The sequence below is a fragment of the Jeotgalibacillus soli genome, from assembly GCF_000829435.1.
In the GTDB taxonomy this organism is placed as follows: Bacteria; Bacillota; Bacilli; order Bacillales; family Jeotgalibacillaceae; genus Jeotgalibacillus; species Jeotgalibacillus soli.
In genome coordinates, this window is sequence record NZ_JXRP01000018.1 from 15,938 (window position 1) to 39,910 (window position 23,973).

The 23,973-nt window shown below is 39.3% G+C and carries 20 protein-coding genes; 15 read left to right on the top strand and 5 right to left on the bottom strand.

The annotated features are described in order from the left end of the window. Positions 1-6: 6 nt before the first annotated feature. The 3 genes from KP78_RS10510 to KP78_RS10520 all read left to right on the top strand — a co-directional run bounded on the left by KP78_RS10510 (position 7) and on the right by KP78_RS10520 (position 2,889). Positions 7-894, top strand: a complete 888-nt coding sequence (locus KP78_RS10510) for a LysR family transcriptional regulator (protein WP_041088752.1) — start codon at positions 7-9, stop codon at positions 892-894. Positions 895-982: 88 nt separating this feature from the next. After that, positions 983-1,696 (top strand): 2,3,4,5-tetrahydropyridine-2,6-dicarboxylate N-acetyltransferase, encoded by a 714-nt coding sequence (dapD, locus tag KP78_RS10515; protein ID WP_041088753.1) that lies wholly within the window; start codon positions 983-985, stop codon positions 1,694-1,696. Positions 1,697-1,758: 62 nt separating this feature from the next. Next, positions 1,759-2,889 carry an N-acetyldiaminopimelate deacetylase gene (locus KP78_RS10520; RefSeq protein ID WP_041088755.1) on the top strand — a complete coding sequence of 377 codons (1,131 nt, stop codon included), beginning with the start codon at positions 1,759-1,761 and terminating at the stop codon, positions 2,887-2,889. Between the two features lie 22 nt (positions 2,890-2,911). On the opposite strand, the gene KP78_RS10525 is transcribed toward KP78_RS10520, so the two are convergent. After that, positions 2,912-3,775: a mechanosensitive ion channel family protein gene (locus KP78_RS10525; protein WP_327063174.1), complete on the bottom strand. Its 864-nt coding sequence runs from the start codon at positions 3,773-3,775 to the stop codon at positions 2,912-2,914. A 276-nt stretch (positions 3,776-4,051) separates the two neighbouring features. Here KP78_RS10525 and KP78_RS10530 point away from each other — a divergent pair, with 276 nt between their 5' ends. The 5 genes from KP78_RS10530 to KP78_RS10550 all read left to right on the top strand — a co-directional run bounded on the left by KP78_RS10530 (position 4,052) and on the right by KP78_RS10550 (position 11,065). Further along, positions 4,052-5,806 (top strand): ABC transporter ATP-binding protein, encoded by a 1,755-nt coding sequence (locus KP78_RS10530; RefSeq protein ID WP_041088757.1) that lies wholly within the window; start codon positions 4,052-4,054, stop codon positions 5,804-5,806. A 14-nt stretch (positions 5,807-5,820) separates the two neighbouring features. Continuing rightward, complete coding sequence (locus KP78_RS10535; RefSeq protein ID WP_041088759.1) at positions 5,821-7,641, top strand: ABC transporter ATP-binding protein; 1,821 nt, start codon at positions 5,821-5,823, stop codon at positions 7,639-7,641. Between the two features lie 256 nt (positions 7,642-7,897). Next, positions 7,898-9,238, top strand: a complete 1,341-nt coding sequence (locus KP78_RS10540; RefSeq protein WP_041088761.1) for a cytochrome ubiquinol oxidase subunit I — start codon at positions 7,898-7,900, stop codon at positions 9,236-9,238. A 60-nt stretch (positions 9,239-9,298) separates the two neighbouring features. After that, positions 9,299-10,312, top strand: a complete 1,014-nt coding sequence (locus KP78_RS10545; RefSeq protein WP_041088763.1) for a cytochrome d ubiquinol oxidase subunit II — start codon at positions 9,299-9,301, stop codon at positions 10,310-10,312. Between the two features lie 87 nt (positions 10,313-10,399). Further along, positions 10,400-11,065, top strand: a complete 666-nt coding sequence (locus KP78_RS10550) for a potassium channel family protein (protein ID WP_041088765.1) — start codon at positions 10,400-10,402, stop codon at positions 11,063-11,065. Positions 11,066-11,107: 42 nt separating this feature from the next. Here the strand turns inward: KP78_RS10550 and rnjA are convergent, their stop codons facing one another. Both rnjA and KP78_RS10560 read right to left on the bottom strand, forming a co-directional pair. Next, positions 11,108-12,775, bottom strand: a complete 1,668-nt coding sequence (gene rnjA / locus KP78_RS10555) for a ribonuclease J1 (RefSeq protein ID WP_041088767.1) — start codon at positions 12,773-12,775, stop codon at positions 11,108-11,110. Positions 12,776-12,778: 3 nt separating this feature from the next. Beyond that, positions 12,779-12,988: a DNA-dependent RNA polymerase subunit epsilon gene (locus tag KP78_RS10560; RefSeq protein ID WP_041088769.1), complete on the bottom strand. Its 210-nt coding sequence runs from the start codon at positions 12,986-12,988 to the stop codon at positions 12,779-12,781. Between the two features lie 411 nt (positions 12,989-13,399). Here KP78_RS10560 and KP78_RS10565 point away from each other — a divergent pair, with 411 nt between their 5' ends. Next, positions 13,400-14,170, top strand: a complete 771-nt coding sequence (locus KP78_RS10565; protein ID WP_041088771.1) for a Cof-type HAD-IIB family hydrolase — start codon at positions 13,400-13,402, stop codon at positions 14,168-14,170. Positions 14,171-14,193: 23 nt separating this feature from the next. Here KP78_RS10565 and def read toward each other — a convergent pair whose 3' ends face one another. Then, on the bottom strand, positions 14,194-14,748 hold the full coding sequence (gene def / locus KP78_RS10570; RefSeq protein ID WP_041088773.1) for a peptide deformylase: 555 nt from the start codon (positions 14,746-14,748) through the stop codon (positions 14,194-14,196). A 242-nt stretch (positions 14,749-14,990) separates the two neighbouring features. Between def and KP78_RS10575 the strand changes: the two genes are divergently transcribed. From KP78_RS10575 to KP78_RS10600, 6 genes are all read left to right on the top strand, one after another. After that, a complete protein-coding gene (locus KP78_RS10575) occupies positions 14,991-15,638 on the top strand; it encodes a YkyA family protein (RefSeq protein WP_041088774.1) in 648 nt (215 codons plus the stop codon). A 596-nt stretch (positions 15,639-16,234) separates the two neighbouring features. Then, a complete protein-coding gene (pdhA, locus tag KP78_RS10580; RefSeq protein ID WP_041088776.1) occupies positions 16,235-17,347 on the top strand; it encodes a pyruvate dehydrogenase (acetyl-transferring) E1 component subunit alpha in 1,113 nt (370 codons plus the stop codon). Positions 17,348-17,350: 3 nt separating this feature from the next. Further along, positions 17,351-18,328 carry an alpha-ketoacid dehydrogenase subunit beta gene (locus tag KP78_RS10585; protein WP_041088778.1) on the top strand — a complete coding sequence of 326 codons (978 nt, stop codon included), beginning with the start codon at positions 17,351-17,353 and terminating at the stop codon, positions 18,326-18,328. Between the two features lie 85 nt (positions 18,329-18,413). Further along, the gene (locus KP78_RS10590) at positions 18,414-19,748 is read left to right on the top strand and encodes a dihydrolipoamide acetyltransferase family protein (protein WP_041088780.1); all 1,335 of its coding nucleotides are present in this window, start codon (positions 18,414-18,416) and stop codon (positions 19,746-19,748) included. Between the two features lie 4 nt (positions 19,749-19,752). Next, positions 19,753-21,162 (top strand): dihydrolipoyl dehydrogenase, encoded by a 1,410-nt coding sequence (gene lpdA / locus KP78_RS10595; protein ID WP_041088782.1) that lies wholly within the window; start codon positions 19,753-19,755, stop codon positions 21,160-21,162. Between the two features lie 153 nt (positions 21,163-21,315). Continuing rightward, positions 21,316-22,167, top strand: a complete 852-nt coding sequence (locus KP78_RS10600) for a polysaccharide deacetylase family protein (RefSeq protein ID WP_041088784.1) — start codon at positions 21,316-21,318, stop codon at positions 22,165-22,167. A gap of 209 nt (positions 22,168-22,376) precedes the next feature. On the opposite strand, the gene KP78_RS10605 is transcribed toward KP78_RS10600, so the two are convergent. Beyond that, the gene (locus KP78_RS10605) at positions 22,377-23,879 is read right to left on the bottom strand and encodes an aminotransferase class I/II-fold pyridoxal phosphate-dependent enzyme (RefSeq protein ID WP_052474840.1); all 1,503 of its coding nucleotides are present in this window, start codon (positions 23,877-23,879) and stop codon (positions 22,377-22,379) included. Between the last annotated feature and the right edge of the window lie 94 nt (positions 23,880-23,973).

The window sequence follows — 23,973 nt, forward strand, 5'->3', positions numbered from 1 at the left end:
CAGTTGATGAACCGATCAGACTATCGCCTGTTGGTTGTCTTAGCGCAAGAAATGAATATGCGGAAAGCTGCGGAGCGATTGTTTGTGTCACAGCCTGCTCTTTCACAGCGTCTGCAAAGCATTGAAAAAGAATGGCAGCAGCCTCTTTTTCTCCGGTCACAAAAAGGACTTACCATGACACCTGCTGGGGAAACGGTTGTTCAGCTGGCAAAGGAGATGCAGTCAAAAGAAGAACTGGTAAAGGAACAGCTTCAGTCAATGGATACAAAAGTGTATGGAACACTTAAAATCGCCTGTGCTTCTATTGTCGGTCAAAACTGGCTGCCAAAAGTACTTAAACGATTCGTAGAAAAAAACCCACATGCACGAATCTCACTTATTACTGGCTGGAGCAGCGAAATTTTACAGGCAGTGTATGATGGGGATGTACATATTGGAATCATAAGAGGAACACCAGATTGGAAGGGACCGAAGATGCATTTGTTTCAAGATCGATTATTTTTAGTTGATCGTGAAATAAAGGGAATTGAAGATATACACAAAACGTCGAGGCCCTTTATTCAGTTCAAAAGTGACTCAACTTACTATCAGGAAATTCAAGACTGGTGGCATCAGCATTTTCAAAGCACACCCCGTCAAAGCATCTTTGTTGATCAAATAGAAACGTGCAAGCAAATGGCGTTAAATGGAATTGGCTATGCAATCTTACCATCCATAACATTAACTGGGGCAGAAAAAGAAATTAATAAAATCCCGCTTCAAACAGAAGGAGAAACAGCGCTCAAGCGTGATACATGGCTGCTAGGCTATCAATCTGCTTTTGAGCTTCCTCAGGTGGAAGCTTTTGTTCAAGTTGTTCAGCAATATTTAACTGAAATGAAGCTGGAACAATGAGTGTTTTACTTGTTTCAATTGCTGTGTTCTGGTAAAGTAAAAGAGTGTGCTTGCATGAATATTCATATTTTTGAAAGGGGAATACAACATGAAAAAAATGGATGCAAACGAAATTATTTCATACATACAGAATGCGAAAAAATCAACGCCTGTAAAAGTATATGTGAAGGGGGAAGACCTTCAAGGGATTAACTTCGGAGAGACTGCTCAATCATTTGTTTCTGACAATACTGGTGTTGTGTTTGGCGAATGGGCAGAGATCGCTGAAGCTCTTGAAGCAAACAAAGGTAAAATTACAGACTATGTGGTTGAAAATGATCGCAGAAACTCAGCAATTCCATTGCTTGATATGAAAAACATTAAAGCGCGAATTGAGCCAGGCGCAATTATTCGTGACCAAGTTGAAATTGGTGATAATGCTGTAATTATGATGGGTGCATCAATTAATATTGGTGCTGTGATCGGTGAAGGAACAATGATCGATATGAATGTTGTTCTTGGTGGTCGTGCAACAGTAGGGAAAAATTGCCACATTGGAGCAGGCTCTGTTCTTGCTGGTGTAATCGAGCCGCCTTCAGCTAAACCTGTAGTGGTGGAAGATGATGTAGTAATTGGTGCAAATGCAGTAGTATTAGAAGGTGTTACAGTAGGTAAAGGAGCGGTTGTAGCTGCGGGTGCGATTGTTATTGAAGATGTTCCTCCTTATACAGTTGTAGCTGGAACCCCTGCTCGTGTAATTAAAGAAATTGATGAAAAAACAAAATCAAAAACAGAGATCAAACAAGAACTTCGTCAGCTTTAAGAGGGTCTCAAAGCGCAGATTCATTTCTGCGCTTTTTTTGAACATATATTGGAGGGCTAATCGTGAGCACGTTTATTCATATTCGTCGTGATTTGCATAAAATCCCTGAGATTGGTTATCAGGAGTTTAAAACACAAAAATATTTGCTTAACTATATAAAGAGCCTGACGCAGGACCGGATTGAGATAAAGACTTGGAAGACGGGGATTTTTGTTAAGGTTAACGGAACAGCACCTAAAAAAATGATCGGTTATCGCGCGGATATTGATGGATTGCCGATTACTGAACAGAGCGGTGTCCCATTCCCATCAGAGCACCCTGGCTATATGCATGCCTGCGGCCATGATCTGCACATGAGCATTGCTTTAGGTATCCTTACTAACGTAGTTGAACAGCCGATAGAAGATGATGTATTAATGATTTTTCAACCAGCCGAGGAAGGTCCGGGAGGAGCAGAGCAAATGCTTGCTTCTGCTATTATGAAGGAATGGATGCCAAATGTGATAATCGGTCTTCACATTGCACCAGAATATAAGGTCGGAGAGGTTGCGACTAAACCTGGTCTGTTGTTTGCCAACACGACCGAGATTCATATTGAGCTAAAAGGAAAAGGAGGGCATGCAGCCTATCCTCATCATACACGTGATATGATTGTTGCTGGTGCCTCTCTTATTACACAGCTTCAAACCATTGTGGCTCGTAATGTAGACCCGCTAGACAGTGCAGTTGTGACGATTGGGAAACTAGAAGCTGGAACGGTTGGAAACATCATTGCAGAAACAGCTAAGCTTGATGGAACAATGCGTACATTAAATCCAGAAGCGATGGTTGAACTAAGGAGACGTGTTACAGCTATTGTTACAGGAATTGAGCATGCATTTGAATGTGAAGCTTCACTGGACTTTGGTCAGCCGTATTATCAGGTCTATAATGATGAAAAATTGACTAATACGTTTATGAAATATGTAGAGCAATATCCGGATGTTCAATTAATTCACTGTCGTGAATCAATGACAGGAGAGGATTTTGGTTATTTCCTTAAAGATATACCAGGTTTTATGTTTTGGCTGGGAGTAGAGTCTGAATACGGTCTCCACCATGCAAAGCTGAATCCAGATGAAGAATCAATTAATGTTGCGATTGATCTTATTTCGAGCTTCTTACGTTCTAAGCATTATGAAAAAACCGAATAGCCTAGCTATTCGGTTTTTGTTGTCATGCTTCTTTTTTCTCAAGATATACTTGATGAGGAAAAGGAATTTCAATTCCATTCTCTTCTAGCGCTTCCTTTAATGATTTTCGCAGTTCACGCTCAACGCTCCATTGCGCCATATTTTCTGTTTGAGCGATAATTCGTAAAACTACATCTGATGAACCGAGCTGCTGTACACCGATCACATTGGGTCCATCGATAATTTGATGATTATTTGCGGCTGCCTTATCACATGCTTCTTGCAGCACTTTCGTCGCTTGATCAATATCATCATCGTAGGATATACCGATGTCGATGAGTGCCCTCATATTGCCTCTTGAATGATTGCTCATGCTTGTAATTTCTCTGTTGGGTACAAAGTGAAGCGTGCCATCAAATCCTCGTATCTTAGTCTGTCGAAGTCCCACTGACTCGCAAATTCCAGAGAATTCTCCTGTCGTGATATAATCTCCTACATCAATTTGTTTTTCCAGTAAAATAAAAAACCCCGTGACTACATCACTTACAAGACCCTGTGCACCAAATCCTACAGCCAATCCAATGATGCCAGCGCCTGCGATAAGTGCTGTTACATCATAATTAAATACCTGCAGGACGGTGACGATGAGGATAAACAAGAGTGCATATCCAAAAACGTTTTTTGTTAAGCTTTCTAATGTTTTGGCTCTGCCGGGAGACACATTTTTCTTGGATTGATAGTTTGTAAATGTTTGAGACAGTATTCGATTTCCAAGTCCTTTTACCAGCAAATACGCCAAGATAAGTCCAATAATCTTTACCAAGCCAATGCCAAGGGCAATTAATAGGGAACCCCACTCATATTCTATTAATCTTGTACTAATAACGCTAAAATTTACGATCATCATAAAAAAACCACCTTTCTGTTAAATCATTCACCATTCGAGTTGATGGGCACTTTATTTAATTCCCTTGCTGTAAAAGATGAAACGTAAGGAGTGTAATTCATATGAATGAAAATAGATCCGTCGGATGACGGATCTATTTCCTTAAATCGATTTATATACTAGTTATTAGAAAAAAGTGAGTATTTTGTATTCGGGGAAAATTCAAAAAATGGTGGTAATATATTTCGAAACCCGATATATTAAATACTATGCCTTAGCTTTGGGAGGGGGAAAGAAATGGATGTTTTTAAGAAATTAAAGGGGTTTTATTTCCCACATAGGCGCTATTTTATCGTTTCTATCATTTTTTTATTTGTCATGACAGCCATAACTGTTATTTATCCAATCATTCTTCAAATAACAATCGATGAAGTAGTGATGGAAGGAAGGTATGGGTTAGTACCTTATTTAGCTTTTGGCTTTGTCGGAATAATGGCGATTAAGGGAATTGCAACCTATATCTCACAATATAATGGCGATTTGTTTGGAATTGTTTCTGTATACAATTTGCGAAATGAATTATACAGAAAGCTTCAGCGACTTCCTTTTAAATACTATGACAATGCAAAAACCGGTGATCTAATGTCACGATTAACGGCTGATGTAGAAGGATTTCGTTTCTTCTTATCATTTGGCTTCGCCGAGCTCATTCGCCTTGTTCTGCTTCTTGTCGTTACCACAGGGGTCATGCTTTATTATTCGGTCTCTTTAACGATTATAACGATGATATCGATTCCCTTTCTTGCTGTAGTTGTCTATCGCTTTGATAAAAAAGTGCACCCGGCTTTTCGTGGAGTACGTCAATCATTTGGACGGCTGAATACAAATGTGCAAGAAAATATTAGTGGTATTAACACCGTAAAATCTTTATCAAGAGAAGAATATCAAATAAGAAAATTCAATTCATCAAACCGTGATTACAAGGATAAATATATTTTCACTGCAGATATATGGGCTAAATACTTTCCGCTAATGGAGTTTCTGGGAAATTTAAGCATTATTTTAATGCTTGGCTATGGAGGCTACCTCGTTATTAATGAAACATTGACGCATGGAGAGCTTGTAGCATTCTACAGCCTTGTCGGCTTTATTATTTGGCCAATTATGAACCTGGGCTTTACTATCAATCAATTTTCTCAGTCAAAAGCTTCAGGGGAACGTTTATTGGAAGTGCTTGAAGCGGATGAACCAATCCGTGATACAGAAAATTCCGTTCATATGAAAAATATAAAAGGAGAAGTGGTGTTTCAAAACGTTACGCTCCAGTATACGGAAGTGGATGAAAAGGCGTTATATCGTGTATCATTTCGTGCCAAACCAGGAAAGACAATCGGCCTCATTGGACCTACTGGTTCCGGTAAAACAAGTGTCACACAGTTGATGACACGCTTTTATGAGGCGACTGAAGGTAAGGTAACGATCGATGGAGTAGATGTCCAGGATTATACGCTTTCATCCTTAAGAAAAAATGTAGGGTTCGTACTTCAAGAATCGTTCCTATTCTCATCCACAATAAAATCCAATATTGCCTATGGGCGTCCAGATATTCCTTTTGATAAAATTGTCGAATCGGCAAAACATGCTCAAGCACATGATTTTATTATGGAGCTGCCAAATGGGTATGACACGATGCTTGGCGAAAGGGGCCTAGGATTGTCAGGAGGTCAGAAGCAACGAATTGCGATTGCGCGTGCGATTTGTTTAGATCCAAGCATTCTGATCATGGATGATGCAACGAGTGCCGTTGATATGCAAACGGAATTCAAAATTCAACAAGAGCTTCAAAAAGTGATGAAAGGGAGAACCACTTTTATTATTGCGCATAGAATTTCATCATTAAAGCATGCTGATGAGATATTAGTACTGGACAATGGCCGAGTGGTTCAAAAGGGAACCCATCATACTCTAATTAATGAAAAGGGCTTATATAGAAGAATTTATGATATTCAGTTCAGGGATCAAAAACAAATTTTACAGGCACAGCAGGGATGAGGTGAAATCACTAGATGGAAAAGCAATCTGCAAGTAAACGGGTAATGAACCGATTTCAGTATTCTACAGATCAAGTAATTGAAAAACCTTTTAATTGGCAACAGCTTTGGAGGCTTTTAACCTATTTAAAACCATATTCCAAAAAATTATTACCGTTATCAATCGTTATGGTTTTATTAACAACAGCAGTTCGTCTTGTCGTACCGATTTTAATCGGGATCTATGTAATCGATCGGGCTATTGAAAATCAGGACATCAACCTTTTGATGATATTGGTAGGCATGATCACTGCGCTATATTTGACTAATTATGCAGCAAATATTTACCGGATAAAATGGATGAATATCCTGGGTCAGAGCGTTATCTATGATTTAAGAAAGCACTTATTTACCCATGTTCAATGGTTAAGTAATCGCTTTTTTGATCAGCGGTCTGCAGGGTCAATACTTGTCCGAATTATGAATGACATTAATTCGCTGCAAGAGCTTTTTACAAATGGGGTTATCAATCTCCTTATGGACGCTCTCATGCTTGTTGGGATATTTATTATCCTCTTTACCATAAGTCCTGAGCTTGCTCTTGCCGTAATGATCATCTTACCGCTTATGTTTTTGATTTCAACTCAGCTTCGCAGGAAAATTCGCCGCTCTTGGCAAACGGTTCGACTTAAACAATCAAAGCTTAACTCTCATTTAAATGAGAGCTTGCAAGGCATACGCGTCACACAGTCGTTTACACAAGAGCCTGAAAATGCTCAGTTTTTTGATGGGGTTAATACGGAGACCTTTGAAAGCTGGCGTGATGCAACAAAGAAAAATGCTGCATTTAGACCGCTAGTTGAAATGACCAATGCCGTTGGCACAGCCGTATTAATATGGTATGGTGCCACATTGATTCAAAATGGAAGCTTGAATTTAGGAGAATTTGTTGCATTTGCCTTTTATTTAGGCATGTTTTGGGAACCTATTTCCCGTTTAGGTATGGTTTATAATCAGCTTCTAATGGGGATGGCTTCATCAGAACGAATTTTTGAGTTTCTGGATGAGAAGCCAAATGTTGAAGAGAAAAAAAATGCAAAAGAGCTTAAGCAAATTAAAGGAGACATTGCTTTTGACAATGTGGACTTTGCCTATTCAAATGATCGTAAGGCATTAGATGGAATCACGATCAATATTAAAGCAGGAGAAACGATTGCTCTTGTCGGTCACACTGGATCAGGTAAAACAACCATTGCGAATATGATTACTCGTTTTTATGACCCAACAGCAGGAAGCATAAAGATGGACGGAATGGATTTAAGAGACGTTTCGTTAAGAACATTGCGATCGCAGATAAGTATCGTTTTGCAGGATACGTTTATTTTTTCCGGGACAATTAAAGAAAATATTCGTTTCGGTCATCCAAATGCAACAGATAAACAAATTATTGCTGCATCAAAAGCCATTGGTGCAAATACCTTTATTGATAAATTGCCAAATGGCTATGACACAGAAGTAGAGGAACGGGGCAATATTTTATCTGTTGGTGAACGCCAGCTGCTGTCCTTTGTAAGAGCGTTGCTGGCTGATCCACGAATCATTATTTTGGATGAAGCTACAGCATCAATAGATACGGAGACAGAGGTACAAATTCAACGTGCGTTAAATAAACTGCTGCATGGCAGAACTGCGATCATTATTGCTCACCGGTTGTCTACAATACGTGATGCAGATCGCATTTATGTTCTTGATCACGGCAGATTGATGGAATCAGGCAGTCATGATGAGCTGATGAGAAAACGGGGCATTTACCAGAGGTTAGTGAAATCTCAATTTAATATGCTTGAAGCGTTATGATATAAAAAATTAAAACCTTTGTGTCCGGTCTATACGGATCATACACAAAGGTTTTTCTGATTTTTATTAACAAACGCAGTAACGGTACATAGTAAAGCTAGAGAGAGGGATCCATATACGGAATACTTTGTGATGTTTGTCACAAAAAATTCATGTTCAATACATCACAAACTAGCTATTTATTTTATAATATGGTCATTAGAGTGGTATAGTAAAGCTAATATAATTTGTGTTTGATTATTGGGAGGGGATCTCATTGGAATTTGATAGCGTCATGCTCAGTCGCTTGTTGACAGCGACAACCCTTTTATTTCATGTGATATTTGCAACAATTGGGGTTGGAGTGCCGATTATGATCGCAATTGCTGAGTTCTTAGGAATAAAGCGAAAAGACCCGCACTACTTGCTGCTTGCACGAAGATGGGCACGCGGCTATACCATTACAGTTGCCGTTGGAGTTGTCACAGGGACTGCAATAGCACTTCAGCTTTCCCTATTATGGCCTAGCTTTATGCAGGTAGCAGGGCAAGTTATTGCTTTGCCATTATTTATGGAAACATTTGCTTTTTTCTTCGAGGCTATTTTTCTTGGGATTTATTTATATACATGGGATCGTTTTAAAAATCGTTGGATGCATTTTCTTTTAACGATTCCGATCGTACTTGGATCATTTATGTCAGCCTTTTTTATTACGACAGTAAATGCGTTTATGAATACACCTCAAGGTTTTGAAATTGTGAATGGTGAAACAGTTAATATTGATCCATTAGCTGCGATGTTTAATCCTGCAACACCAGTTAAAGTATTTCACGTCGTAGCTTCAAGCTATATGACAATTGCCTTAATTTTAGCAGCAATTGCAGCCTTTACATTATTACGTAATAAAGGGTCGATTTATCATAAAAAAGCGTTGCGGTTAACAATGATCAGTGCACTGATATTCACAGCTGCTACGACATTTGCCGGTGATTTATCTGCTAAATTTCTAGCTGAGAATCAACCAGAAAAACTTGCTGCTGCTGAATGGCATTTTGAAACAGAAACGAATGCGGATCTCGTCATGTTTGGAACGATTGATGAGAATGGAGAAATAAGCAATGCAATTCGGATTCCAAGTGCATTAAGCTTTTTGGCTGGAAACTCATTTGATACGGAAGTAATAGGTTTAAATGAATTTCCAGAGGACGAACGTCCGCCGTTATGGATTCATTATATGTTTGATTTAATGGTGAGCATTGGAATGTACTCACTCTTTATCAGTGGTTTGTTTGTATTATTTATGATAGTGAAGCGATTTAATGAATGGAATAAACCGCTTTTATGGGGAATTGTCGCAAGTGGTCCATTGGCGATGCTTGCAGTTGAGTTCGGATGGATTTATGCGGAAGTTGGAAGGCAGCCGTGGATTTTAAGAGGCTATATGAAGGTCGGAGAAGCAGCAACAACGAGTACGGATGTGGGAGTGGCTCTCGCGCTATTTATTGGATTATATGCGTTCCTCGCGTTCTTCTGTGTAACCGTATTGATAAAAATGTTTAAAAACAAACCAGCTGAAGCCGAGCTGGAGCAACGTTTTCCTAAAGGAACAATCGATTAACATCATTCATAAGGGTGAGGTGATTCCTTACCCTGTGATTTGACAAGGAGGGAAAATGGAATGAGCTTAGAGATAGTAGGAATTACCGTCCTTTGGACTTTTTTATATGGATACCTTATCGTTGCCTCCATTGATTTTGGTGCTGGTTTCTTCGCTTATTATGCAAGAGTATCAAAGCAAGAACACATTATGAGTAAATTGATCAGCCGCTATTTGTCACCTGTTTGGGAAGTAACAAATGTCTTTTTCGTCTTTTTCTTCGTTGGTCTAGTTGGGTTTTATCCGGATACGGCCTACTATTATGGTACGGCATTATTAATACCAGGGAGTATTGCGATTATTCTACTGGCCATTCGAGGATCATTTTATGCTTTTGGCAACTATGGATCAAAAAACAGCTCCTTCTATCTATTTTTATATGGTGCCACAGGGTTGCTAATACCAGCTTCTTTATCGACAGCACTGACGATCTCAGAAGGTGGATTTTTGGATGTGAAAAATGATAACGTTGTGTTCTTAGCACAAGAACTGTTTACAAGTCCTTATTCATGGAGCGTTGTCGTGCTTGCCATTGTTTCGGTTCTTTACATTAGTGCAAGCTTTTTAACGTTTTATGCTGATCGTGCTGAAGACTCACAGTCACGCAGTATTATGCGTAAATTCTCCTTATTCTGGAGTGCTCCGACGATATTGGCCAGTTTAATGGTTTTCGTCGCTTTAAGGGAACATAATCCGGTGCATTTTGAAAAAATGCTAGGTCTTTGGTGGATGTTTGCGTTGTCCTTACTGTTCTTTTTTATCGCAGTATGGTTTGTGTATCAACAGAAAAATTATGGTATTGCATTTATCATGGTAATGCTGCAATTTTTCTTTGCATTCTTTGGTTATGGAGCATCACATTTACCGTATATTTTATACCCGTATATAACAATTCAAGGCAGTGTAGTAAACGAAGCAATGGGTACAGCTCTCGTAATTGTTTTTATTGCAGGTTTTCTCTTGCTCATTCCATCGCTGTTCTTGCTGATGCGTTTATTCCTATTCGATGCGGATTATATCAAAGGAAAAAAATAGCGGATACTACTCGACTATGCGTCATTAAAAATTATGGTGTGGTAAAATAGTGCATAGGATCACTATGATGCAAGTGGAGGTAGCGATGTGAAAAAGGAATTCGTAGTAATCGGCTTAGGGCGTTTCGGTGGGAGTATTGTACGGGAACTGATTGAACAAGGCATGGAAGTAATGGCCATTGATAAATTTGAAGATAAAATCGATGAATTTGCAAACATTGCTACTCATGCAGTAATGGCGGATTCAACGGATGAGTCGGTTTTACGAAGTCTTGGGATTCGAAATTTTGATCATGTGATTGTTGCTATTGGAGACGATATACAAGCAAGTATCCTCACTACCCTGATGCTGAAAGAAATTGGTGTAAAGAAAATCACGGTTAAGGCTCAAAATGACTATCATGAAAAAGTATTAAAACGAATTGGTGCTGATAAAGTTGTTCATCCTGAGCGTGATATGGGCAAAAGAATTGCTCATAACATCGTGTCAAATAATGTCTTGGATTACTTGGAGTTGTCGGATGAACATTCTATAGTAGAGATTGTTGCCAATGATTTATTAATTGGCAATACAATTATTGGATTAGATATTCGGGCTCAATACGGGATAAATATTGTGGCGATTAAAAGGGGAGATGAAATCATCGTTTCTCCGCAGGCAACTGATGAGATCCAAGAAGGAGATATCCTCATCGTTATAGGTGCTGATTCAGATATTAACCGTTTTGAAAAACGTGTCATGCAAAATTCATAAAATCCATCAAAAACCCCCAGCCTATAGGATGGGGGTTTTTGATTATACTTCCATAATAATTGGAAGGATCATAGGACGGCGCTTCGTTTTCTCATATAAGAATGGACCAAGTGTATCGGTAATTTCATTTTTAATTTCAGACCATTGATTGGTCTTTCGATGTAAAACCTTGTTTAAGTGCTTGTGAATTAAGGATTGAGCTTGATTGATCAAATCGCCGGATTCTCGCATGTAAACAAATCCACGGGAGATTAGATCAGGACCTGAAGCTACTTTGTAATCCTTCATATTGATGCTCACAACAACAACGACAAGACCTTCTTCAGATAGAATTCGTCGGTCACGGAGCACAATATTTCCAATATCACCGATCCCGCTTCCATCAATATAAACTGAACCAGAGGGGATTTTACCAGCAATATTGGCACTGTCGCTGCTAAGAGCCAGCACATCTCCATTATCCATTACAAAGCAATTTTCTTCTGGTACGTCACAATCTACAGCTAGACTAGCATGCATTTTTTGCATACGGTATTCACCATGAATCGGGACAAAAAATTTCGGTTGAATGAGTCTCAGCATCAATTTTTGCTCTTCTTGGGATCCATGACCTGATGTGTGAATATCATTTAGCGGACCATGAATAACATCTGCACCAGCACGGTATAGTAGATTGATTGTACGATTTACACTGATTGTATTTCCTGGAATAGGGGAGGATGAAAACACCACAGTATCACCAGGTATAATTTGTATTTGTCGGTGAGTTCCATTGGCAATTCGAGATAAAGCTGCCATGGGCTCTCCTTGGCTTCCTGTACATAAAATAACCACTTTATCAGCTGGCATACGATTTAATGTATAGGCATCAATAAATGTATCTTTAGGAGCTGAAATATAACCGAGTTCATGTCCTATTGAGATAGCTGATTCCATGCTGCGGCCAAATACAGCTACTTTGCGGCCATATTTTACAGCTGCCTCTGTTACCTGCTGCAAACGGTGAATATTAGAGGCAAATGTTGCAAAAATAATCCGTCCGTTCACTTTTCGGAAAACATCTTGAATACTGTCGCCAACTTTACGTTCAGACATCGTGAAATTTGGGACTTCACTGTTAGTGCTGTCAGAGAGTAGAGCCAAGACCCCCTCTTTTCCAATTTCAGCCATCCTTATTAGGTTCGCTGGTTCACCAACAGGGGTAAAATCAAATTTAAAATCTCCTGTATGAACAATGTTGCCAGGAGGGGTCTTTACAACAACACCATAAGAATCAGGAATACTGTGTGTCGTTCTGAAAAAGCTTACAGATGTTTTTCGGAACTTAATTACGTCATCTTCTTCGATGGTATGCAGCTTAGCTGTACGAAGTAATCCATGTTCCTCCAGCTTGTTTTTCAGTAGGCCAATCGCGAGCTTCCCGCCATAAATTGGAATGTTAATTTGACGAAGCAAATAAGGAAGTCCGCCAATATGGTCTTCATGTCCATGAGTGACGAAAAGGCCTTTAATCTTGTCCACATTTTTAATTAAGTATGTGTAATCAGGAATAACATAATCAATACCAAGAAGCTCATCTTCTGGGAATTTAATTCCTCCATCGATCATAATGATTTCATCTTGGAATTGTACACCGTATGTATTTTTCCCGATTTCTCCCAATCCGCCGAGGGCAAACACTGCGGTTTGGTCATTTTTTACAAACTTCATCTATCACACATTCTCCAGCTTGTAATTTTGGTGATTTTGTTCGTATTCGAGATATTTGCCCTCTAGCTTTTGTACAAACTCAATATTGTAGTTTCGATCACGAAGCTTTAATCGCACGTCCGTTTCTGAATCCGCTTCAAGATAAATGGTTTGTGTTTTTTCTCTTACAGGTACTTCCGTTGCACTCACTTGATAATAAACTTTAAAAATCATGAATATCTCTCCTTCAAATAGTTACATCATAATATTTACAATAAAAAAATAGATCACTATGCATTTTCATTTTTCTTCTCTGGCATAGGTTCCATTATATAGAAGTTATCAACCTTTTTGCATTTTTTTATAACCACCTATAAAATAAAGAACAGCCCTCCTGATATGAAGGGCTTACAGGGATTAGGCCATCGTTTTCTTCCGTAGCATCTCTCTCCACTGTCGTGCAAGCTTCTTTCTAAGCTTCTTCAACATTGCGGATCACTCCTTATCATTATAATACCTCCTATAAGGGATTCTGTAAAGACAAGCTTCATGACATTGGGGATTTCAACCAATCTCTATCGTTGACTTTCAGTATTAAGTCAAGTACCGTTGTTTCCAAGGAAAAGGCAGTGAAAGGGAGATTAGATGAAAAGAATTGTTTTTTTTGATATAGATGGAACATTGTTGGATAGCAATAAGCTTTTACCTGAGTCAACAAAGACGGCGATTAACTCGCTAAAAGAATCCGGTGCTTATGTTGCCATTGCAACAGGACGAGCTCCATTTATGTTTAAAGAACTTCGTGAAGAACTGGGCATTTCAACCTTTGTCAGTTTTAACGGTCAATACGTAGTCCTTGAGGGCGAGGTAATAAAAGAAAATAAATTATCTGCTGAAAAATTGAAAGAGCTTGTAATGACAGGTGATCGACAAGGACATCCATTTATTCATATGTCTTCTGAAGAGATGAAAGCAAATGCGAAACAGCATCCTCTGATACTAGAGTCATTCGCCAGCCTTCATTTTGAACATCCCCCCTATGATCCCAATTATTATAAACACCATAAGATTTTACAATCATTATTATTTTGTGAAGAAAAGGATGAAGATCAATACGTCAAACAATTTCCTGAATTTGATTTTGTGAGATGGCATCGTTACTCTACTGATGTATTGCCAAGGGGAGGATCCAAAGCAAATGGTATTCGAGAAATTGTAAATCAATTAGGGTTTTCAATGGAAGAAGTAGTGGCTTTTGGGGATGGTCCAAATGACAAAGAAATGCTGACAGAGGTAGGAACAGGTGTAGTCATGGGGAATGCATCCGATGAAATTAAAAAATGCGGGGCCTTTGTTACAGCACATGTTGATGAGAATGGAGTGGAAAAAGGGCTGAAAAGACTGGGTTGGATATAATTAAAGGAGAGAGACTCTCTCCTTTAACGCTCAAGAGCGACTGAATTCGCTGGTTCAAAATAAGGGTCTTCTTTATTAATATGATCATAAAACATGATCCCGTTAAGATGATCAAGCTCATGTTGAACAGCAATTGAAGCAAGACCTCGGAGTCTCAGTTTGATTTCCTGCCCGTCTAAGTCAAATGCTTTGAGCGTAATCTTTGAATAACGAGGTACGTATCCAGGAATATTTTCATCTACTGATAAGCAGCCTTCGCCAGAAGTGAGAAATGATTTTTCAACTGAATGACTTACAATTTTAGGGTTGAAAAATGCGTAGCTATGCTCACGTTCTTTGTCGTCAGTAAGATGGATTGCAAACATTCTTTTTGAAACATTAATTTGCGGTGCGGCAAGTCCAATACCTGGACGCAATTGATATTTTTCAGCAATTTCTGGATTCTGGCTATTTTTAACGTATTCCATCAAGCTTGTTAATATTTTTTGGTTTTCTTTGGATGGGGGCATTGGGACTTCTTTTGCAACGGCACGTAATGCTGGGTGACCATCGCGAATAATATCCTCCATTGTAATCATATTTGTTCCTCCTGATAATAAATTCACATTTCAATTGGATAAGAAATGACCTAAACCCTTCACCTTTTGTGAAATGTATTGACTAATATGGCTTATCATATCAAAAATCCCAAAATAAAAAAAAGACTTTGTACGTAAACTTCTATCGAATAAGGTTGAAAGAGGTCAAGAAAAATCATTGCGAATTTAATTAATCATCGATATAGTATAAAATGTCAAGAATTCAAGGGGGTACATAGATCGTGAAGACTTATATTATAGCCGTATCACTATTTGTATCGTTATTGTTATCTGGTTGTGTGTTTGGAGCATCTCCAGAAGAAAACATTAGCACAGTGCTTGATACCACTTATGAAAAAGAACAGGGATTTGTTGAGGCACAAGAGCAAATAGTTGAGTTAGAGCAAAATGAAAATACTCTTTTTGGTGAAATTATGGCGTTGAGTATGGAAGAATTTGATCAAATTATAGTGCTTGCAGATGAAGCATTGGTGAATCTGGATGAGCGTGAAACACAGCTAGGTGTGGAAACGGAATCCATGAAAGAAGCAAAGGATGAGTTTCAAGCGATTAATGAGTATACAAGTGATATAAAAGATGAGTCTCTAAAGGAACACGTTGAAGAGATGATTCAATTAATGGACAAGCGCTATACAATACATAGTGATTTATTAACAGCATATGATGCAAGCTTGCAATTGGATCGAGAACTTTATACGATGCTTAAAAACGAAGAACTAACGCTTGATGAATTGGAAGAACAGATTGAAAGCGTGAATGCCAAGTATGCTGAAATTGTTGCAGCGAATGACGAATTCAATGCAATCACAGACCAGTACAATGAAATGAAAAGTGAGTTTTACAATCTTACGGATGTAAATGAAGAGTAGGAAATTCCTGCTCTTTTTTTATTTAGAATTTAAACTCTGTAAACGTGTCTGTTGATTTCCGCTTCAGGCGTTCGCTTTCCGCGGGCGGCTCTGACGCCCCTCGGCGCTTTCCGCCTGTGGGGTCTTCCTTTGACTCGCTTTCCTTAGCGGGAGTCTTACGTTTTACGCTCCAATCAACCTAGTGCCAAAATCAACAATGATTTTTAACATAGCCAAAATTGTAAATGTTCGAAAAAAACAGCCCTATAACAGTTTGTGGAATGAGCTTGAAATGATACAGCTGTTATAATATTACTAGTACAGATACATGTTTTTTTGCATATTTGTAAAATCTTACGTCTTAATCTACCGGCTTCAGTATTTATCCATTGACGTTACGCTTTTTTGTGTTGTAAACTAATTTCGGATGTAGAAATTGTATTAGTTTTTTTTTGAAGACAACTGATACAGAAAAAGAAATTCCATTCAATGATGTTTTTTTATCAGCTGAATGTGGAAAAATATAAAGTATCTCTATCTTGATGCGTAAAAGGATCTTGTTTAATTAAGCAAAATCCCAAATAAATCTTTTAAAAGGAAAGGAAGAGGTGGATTGCATGGCTTCAAAGAAAACAGCCCAGTTTGACGCAGTAAAAACGCTCGCTAATATTGAAGAGCAGTTCGAAATGTTCCAAATTCTAGACGAGGAAGGAAATGTCGTGAATGAGGACGCAATGCCTGAAATTAGTGATGAGGATTTACAAGAACTAATGCACCGCATGGTCTACACTCGAATTTTAGACCAGCGTTCAATTTCTTTAAATCGCCAAGGACGATTAGGTTTCTATGCACCTACCGCTGGACAAGAAGCTTCTCAAATTGCTTCTCATTTTGCATTGGAAAAAGAAGACTGGGTTGTACCTGGTTACCGTGATGTGCCTCAAATTATTTGGCACGGTCTTCCGTTATCACAAGCGTTCCTATTTTCACGTGGACATTTCTTAGGAAACAAATCCCCTGAAGGTGTAAACGTATTACCTCCACAAATTATCATTGGAGCTCAGTATGTACAAACTGCTGGAATTGCGCTTGGTTTAAAGAAACGTGGTAAAAAAGCAGTTGCCGTTACATATACAGGGGACGGCGGTTCTTCACAAGGTGATTTCTATGAAGGAATCAACTTTGCAGGTTCGTATGCAGCGCCGGCTATTTTCATTGTTCAAAACAATCAATTTGCGATCTCTACTCCACGTGATAAGCAAACTGCTGGTAAAACGATCGCTCAAAAGGCCGTGTCTGCAGGTATCCCTGGTATCCTTGTTGATGGTATGGATCCACTTGCAGTTTACGTAGCAACACTTGATGCTCGTGAACGTGCTGTAAACGGAGAAGGTCCAACATTAATTGAAACACTTTGCTACCGATATGGTCCACATACAATGGCTGGTGATGATCCAACTCGCTACCGTACTTCAGAAATGGATACAGAGTGGGAGAAGAAGGATCCTCTAGTCCGTTTCCGTAATTTCCTTGAAGCAAAAGGACTATGGAACGAAGAAAAAGAAAATGAAGTAATCGAAATCGCAAAAGAAGAAATTAAAGAAGCGATCAAGGTAGCTGATGATACAGGGAAACAAAAAGTAACAGACTTAATGGAAATTATGTACGATGAAATGCCGTATAACTTAAAAGAACAGTATGAAATCTACAAAGAGAAGGAGTCGAAATAAGCCATGGCGCAAATGACAATGATTCAAGCAATCACGGACGCTCTACGCACTGAGCTGAAGAACGACGAGAATGTACTCGTCTTTGGTGAAGATGTTGGTCTTAACGGCGGCGTATTCCGTGCGACAGAAGGTCTTCAAAAGGAATTCGGAGAAGATCGTGTTTTTGACACGCCTCTTGCAGAATCTGGTATTGGCGGTCTTGCAATCGGTCTTGCACTTGAAGGCTATCGTCCGGTTCCTGAAATTCAATTCTTTGGTTTCGTATTTGAAGTGATGGACTCCGTGAGTGGACAAATGGCTCGTATGCGTTACCGCAGTGGAGGGAAATATTCTTCTCCAATTACAATCCGTTCACCTTTTGGTGGTGGAGTGCATACCCCAGAGCTTCACGCTGACAGCCTGGAAGGTCTTATGGCGCAACAGCCTGGACTTAAAGTAGTAATTCCATCTACTCCAAAGGATGCAAAGGGACTTTTAATTTCTTCTATTCGTGATAACGACCCAGTTATTTTCCTTGAGCATATGAAACTATATCGTTCATTCCGTGAAGATGTTCCCGAAGAAGAGTACACCATTGAAATTGGTAAAGCAGATGTAAAACGTGAAGGTACAGATTTGTCAATTATCACTTATGGCGCAATGGTTCACGAATCAATTAAAGCAGCTGAAGCACTTGAAAAAGATGGCTATTCTGTTGAAGTAGTTGACCTTCGTACAATTCAGCCATTGGATATCGAAACAATCATTGCATCTGTTGAAAAAACAAATCGTGCAATTGTGGTTCAAGAAGCTCAAAAACAAGCTGGTATTGCAGCTAGTGTAGTAGCTGAAATTAATGATCGTGCTATTCTTAGCCTTGAAGCACCTGTACTTCGAGTGACTGCTGCAGACACAGTTTTCCCATTCTCTCAAGCAGAAACTGTGTGGCTTCCTAATGTTAAGGATATTATTGAAACAGCTAAAAAAGTTCTAGAATTTTAATTTTTAAACGGAAACGGAAGAGAAGATCTTCCGTTTCCCCCTTATAACGAATAAAAAATGATTGAAATCCAGGAGGGTGAATACATTGTCATTTGAATTCAAATTACCGGATATCGGTGAAGGCATTCATGAAGGTGAAATTGTTAAGTGGTTTATTAAACCAGGAGACAAAGTAGAAGAAGATGATATTCTTTGTGAGGTACAAAACGATAAAGCAGTAGTTGAAATTCCATCTCCAGTTGCTGGTACGGTAGAAGATATCCTTGTAGAAGAAGGCGCTGTTGCGATTGTTGGAGACACGTTAATTAAATTTGATGCTCCAGGCTATGAAAACCTTAAATTTAAAGGATCTGACCACGACGAAGAAGCTCCTAAAGAAGAAAAGAAAGAAGCGCCAAAGCAAGAGGCAGCTCCTAAAGAAGAATCTTCTGAACAGGCTGAACAAAAAGCTGCACCAGCTCCTCAAGGAGATGTAGATCCTGATCGCCGAATTATTGCGATGCCATCAGTACGTAAATATGCACGCGAGAAAGATGTAGATATCCGTTTCGTAGCAGGTACTGGTAAAAATGGCCGTGTAAACAAAGAAGATATCGATGCTTATCTAAATGGCGGTACTCAGCCAGCTGCTGAACCGGCTTCAGAAAGTGCAGCGCAAGAAGCACCTGCTGCAGCAGAAAAAGCGGCTCCGTCTGCTCAAGCAGTTCCAGAAGGTCAATACCCTGAAACACGCGAGAAAATGAGTGGTATCCGTAAAGCAATTGCAAAAGCGATGGTTAACTCTAAGCAAACAGCTCCTCACGTAACGTTAATGGATGAAATTGATGTGACTAAGCTGGTTGCTCACCGTAAAAAATTTAAAGAAGTTGCAGCACAAAAGAATATTAAGCTTACGTTCTTGCCTTATGTTGTAAAAGCATTGGTATCCGCTTTACGTGAATATCCAGCTCTTAATACTTCTATTGACGATGCAGCACAAGAAATTATTCAAAAGCATTATTACAACATCGGAATTGCAGCCGACACTGAAAAAGGACTGGTTGTTCCAGTTGTTAAAGATGCTGATCGTAAATCAATTTTCACGATTTCCAATCAAATTAACGAGCTTGCAGCGAAAGCACGCGACGGTAAATTATCAGCAGCTGAAATGAAAGGTGCATCATGCACAATCACGAATATCGGGTCTGCAGGTGGACAATGGTTTACCCCAGTTATTAACCACCCAGAGGTTGCCATTCTTGGAATTGGTCGAATTGCAGAAAAACCTGTAGTTAAAAATGGTGAAATTGTAGCGGCACCTGTGTTAGCATTATCATTGAGCTTTGATCACAGAATTATTGATGGAGCAACTGCTCAAAATGCATTAAATCATATTAAGCGTTTATTGAACGATCCAGAACTTTTACTAATGGAGGCGTAAAACCATGGTAGTTGGAGATTTTCCTATCGAAACAGACACACTGGTTATTGGTGCAGGACCAGGCGGATATGTAGCTGCAATTCGTGCAGCTCAGCTTGGGCAAAAGGTAACGATTGTAGAGAAAGAATACATGGGAGGCGTTTGTTTAAACGTGGGCTGTATCCCATCAAAGGCACTTATCTCGATTGGTCATCGCTTTGAGCAAGCTAAACATTCTGAGGACATGGGAATTGTCGCAGAAAACGTAAAAGTAAACTTTGAAAAAGCGCAGGAATGGAAAGCTGGCGTCGTTAAGAAATTAACAGGCGGTGTTGAAGGCTTATTAAAAGGAAACAATGTTGAAATCGTCCGCGGTGAAGCATATTTCGTTGACGGAGAAACCATTCGAGTAATGGATGAAAACTCCGCTCAAACCTACAAGTTTAAAAATGCAATTATTGCAACGGGCTCGCGTCCAATTGAAATTCCTTCATTCAAATTTTCTAAGCGCGTATTGGATTCTTCAGGTGCATTGGCACTTAAAGACATTCCCAAGAGCCTTGTGGTAATTGGTGGCGGATATATCGGTACTGAGCTCGGAACAGCATATGCTAACTTAGGAGCTGAAGTAACGATTCTTGAAGGGGCTGACGATATCCTTGGCGGATTCGAAAAGCAAATGACATCAATTGTGAAAAAGGGTCTTAAGAAAAAAGGTGTAAATGTTGTTACTAAAGCAATGGCAAAAGGCGTTGAGGAAAGCGACAACGGAGTAGTTGTAACTTACGAAGCAAAAGGCGAAGAAGTAAAAGTGGAAGCTGAATACGTACTAGTTACAGTAGGACGTAGACCTAACACGGACGAGCTTGGCCTTGAGCAAGTAGGTATCGAAATGTCTGATCGCGGTATTATTAAAACTGATAAGCAGACGCGTACAAGTGTCAGCAACATTTTTGCGATCGGCGACATCGTAGATGGTCCACCACTTGCACATAAAGCTTCTTACGAAGGTAAAGTAGCAGCTGAAGTAATTGGCGGAGAGAAATCTGAAGTTGACTATTTGGCAATCCCAGCAGTTTGCTTTACAGATCCTGAGCTTGCTACAGTTGGCTATAATGAAGCACAAGCAAAAGAAGAAGGAATTGAAGTGATTGCTGCTAAATTCCCATTCGCTGCAAATGGACGTGCACTTGCTCTTAATGAAACAGAAGGCTTTGTAAAGATTGTCACTCGTAAAGAAGACGGTCTAATTATCGGCGCGCAAATCGCTGGTAACGGTGCATCTGACATTATTGCAGAGCTTGGTCTTGCGATTGAAGCAGGAATGACAGCTGAAGATGTTGCTATGACGATTCATGCTCATCCAACACTTGGTGAAATTACAATGGAAGCTGCTGAAGTAGCTCTTGGAACACCAATTCACATTATAAAATAATCATTTTATAAATAAGCCCCCTGGACATTGCGCTCCAGGGGTTTTATTATTTATTTTTCATTCTAAACCTTATAACATCTATAATCGTCCATTACAGAGTAAGTCGTCATATGTTAGAATTTATATTGAAGCAAGAAGAAGGGTGAGGACGAAATGAAATATTTATCTGTATTAGCACTTTTCAGTACATTGATGTTGGCTGCTTGCTCAACCGATCAAACAAATGATGAGGAAACTGTTGAACAGGTTAACGCAACAGCTGAAAATGAGTTATCCAAAGATATTGAAGAAGCTGACGAAGAGAGCGTCACAGAAACAGAAATGAGCCAGGAACAGGAGGATTTAGAACAAATAGAGGGATCAGGCGAACCATCATATGAAATAAACAAGGCAATTTGGACGGTTCAGCCAATCTCTGATGCCAATGCGCAAGTAGCATTGATCACAATTGATGATGCGCCAGATCAATATGCAGTCGAAATGGCGGAAAAGCTTCATAGCTTAGATGCACCTGCTATCTTTTTTGTAAATGGCCACTTTTTGGATAAACCAGAGGAAGAAGAAATGTTAAGGAAAATCCATGAACTTGGATTTTCAATTGGGAATCATACATATTCTCATGCAAATCTCAGTGAGCTGACTGTGGAAGAGCAACGAGAGGAAATTATCTCACTTAGTAATCGAGTAGAGGAAATTATTGGTGAAAGACCGGTTTTTTTCAGAGCTCCTTTTGGTGTGAATACTGACTTTACAAAACAACTTGTAAAGGAAGAAGGTATGCTTTTAATGAATTGGACCTACGGATACGATTGGGAAGCTGAGTACCAAGACGGAGCAGCACTTGCTGATATTATGGTAAATACAGAATTCTTATCAAATGGTGCTAACCTGTTAATGCATGATCGTGCTTGGACGAATGATGCGCTTGAAAGGATTGTAAATGGATTGCGGGAAAAGGGTTATGATATTGTTGATCCTGCTGAAATTAGAATTGTTAATGAGTAAACAGTCAAAATTGTTCATGATGAATAAAACTAAAAGTAAAATTTTGTCTTGTTTTGTGTGTGATTTTGGTATATGATATCCCAGGAAGCGCTTACAGACGTTGGGGGATGGAAGTAAGTAGCCAGCGGTTTACAGATCAACGAAATGAACGAAATGAACGAAAGAATAGGGAAGGAAAAGAGGCCATACCCTTGGCCTCTTTTCCTTTGTTATTTAATTGCTTTGTACTCTTTAATTACACGTAAGGCATGTAGAGTGTCATCTTCTGGTCCTTGAACTGGAAGACCAGCCTTAATGTTTTGGTTAATATAGTTCAAGTTTTCTTCTGTAATAATTTCCCCAGGTATGAATATAGGAATTCCGGGTGGATAAACCATGATGAATTCAGCGCATACGCGACCAACTGATTCATTAAAAGGTACAATCTCTGTGTCTGCATAAAAAGCATCACGAGGTGTTAACGCAAGAAGAGGAATGTCAGGAAGCAATACTTTTGGAGCTGAAAATGGACCTTCATGCTTAAAAGAGTTAGCCAGATCTTGCATAGCCTTCACCAAAATATCCGCTTCTTTTTTGCTATCACCAGGTGTGACAATACATAATATATTGTATAAATCAGACAGTTCAACTTCAATGTTATAGTGTTTCCTTAACCACTTTTCCGCTGTATAACCGGTAATGCCAAGTTCTTTGACAGAAATAATAATTTTTGTCGGATCATAATCAAAGGTCGCTTTTGTACCAAGAATTTCTTTACCAACACAATACAATTTATCGATTTTTTGTAAGGAAGAGCGTATTGATTCAGCCAGCCGAATGGATTGCTCAATTAATTCTTTTCCTTCTGTTGCTAATCTTTTTCTTGCTACATCGAGTGATGCAAGCAGTGGATAGGAAGTAGACGTTGTTGTTAACATACTTAGTATGGTTTGAACACGTTTTGCCGAGACAAGACCATCTTTGACATTTAGAATCGAGCTTTGTGTCAAGGATCCGCCGAGCTTATGGACACTTGTAGCAGCCATATCAGCACCTGCCTGCATAGCAGAAGCGGGGAGTGAGTCATGGAAATGAATATGAACCCCATGTGCTTCATCAACGAGTACTGGTACGTTATAGGAATGAGAAATTTCAACAATCTTTCGGAGATCTGCTGATATCCCGAAGTAAGTTGGATTAATAACAAGAACTCCTTTAGCATCAGGATGCTGTTCTAATGCTCTAGCAACTGCATCATTTGTGATTCCATGTGATATTCCTAAGTCACTATCGACATCGGGATGAATGAAAATCGGGACAGCGCCACTGAAGACAATGGCAGACATGACAGATTTATGAACATTTCTAGGAACGATGATTTTATCCCCAGGTCCGCAAACACTCATAACCATGGTCATGATAGCGCCGCTTGTTCCCTGTACAGAGAAGAATGTATGGTCCGCACCAAATGCTTCTGCTGCAAGGTCTTGCGCATCCTTTATCATTCCTTTAGGTTGATGAAGATCGTCTAAAGGGGCAATATTTATTAAGTCTATGGAAAGAATATTCTCTCCAACAAAATCGCGAAAAACAGGGTCCATTCCCTGTCCTTTTTTATGACCTGGTATATGAAATTGTACTGGCTGTTTTGCACTATGCTCTTTCAAGCCAGTAAATAATGGCGTGTCTTGTTGCGTCCATTTATGAACAGAACGATGGGCGTCAAGCGTCACGGAGTTAGATGGTGTTTGTGACAATTCTATTCTCACCTCAATAAAATGTAGTTAATTTAATGACCAAGTTATATGCAAATACGGGTTGTTATCA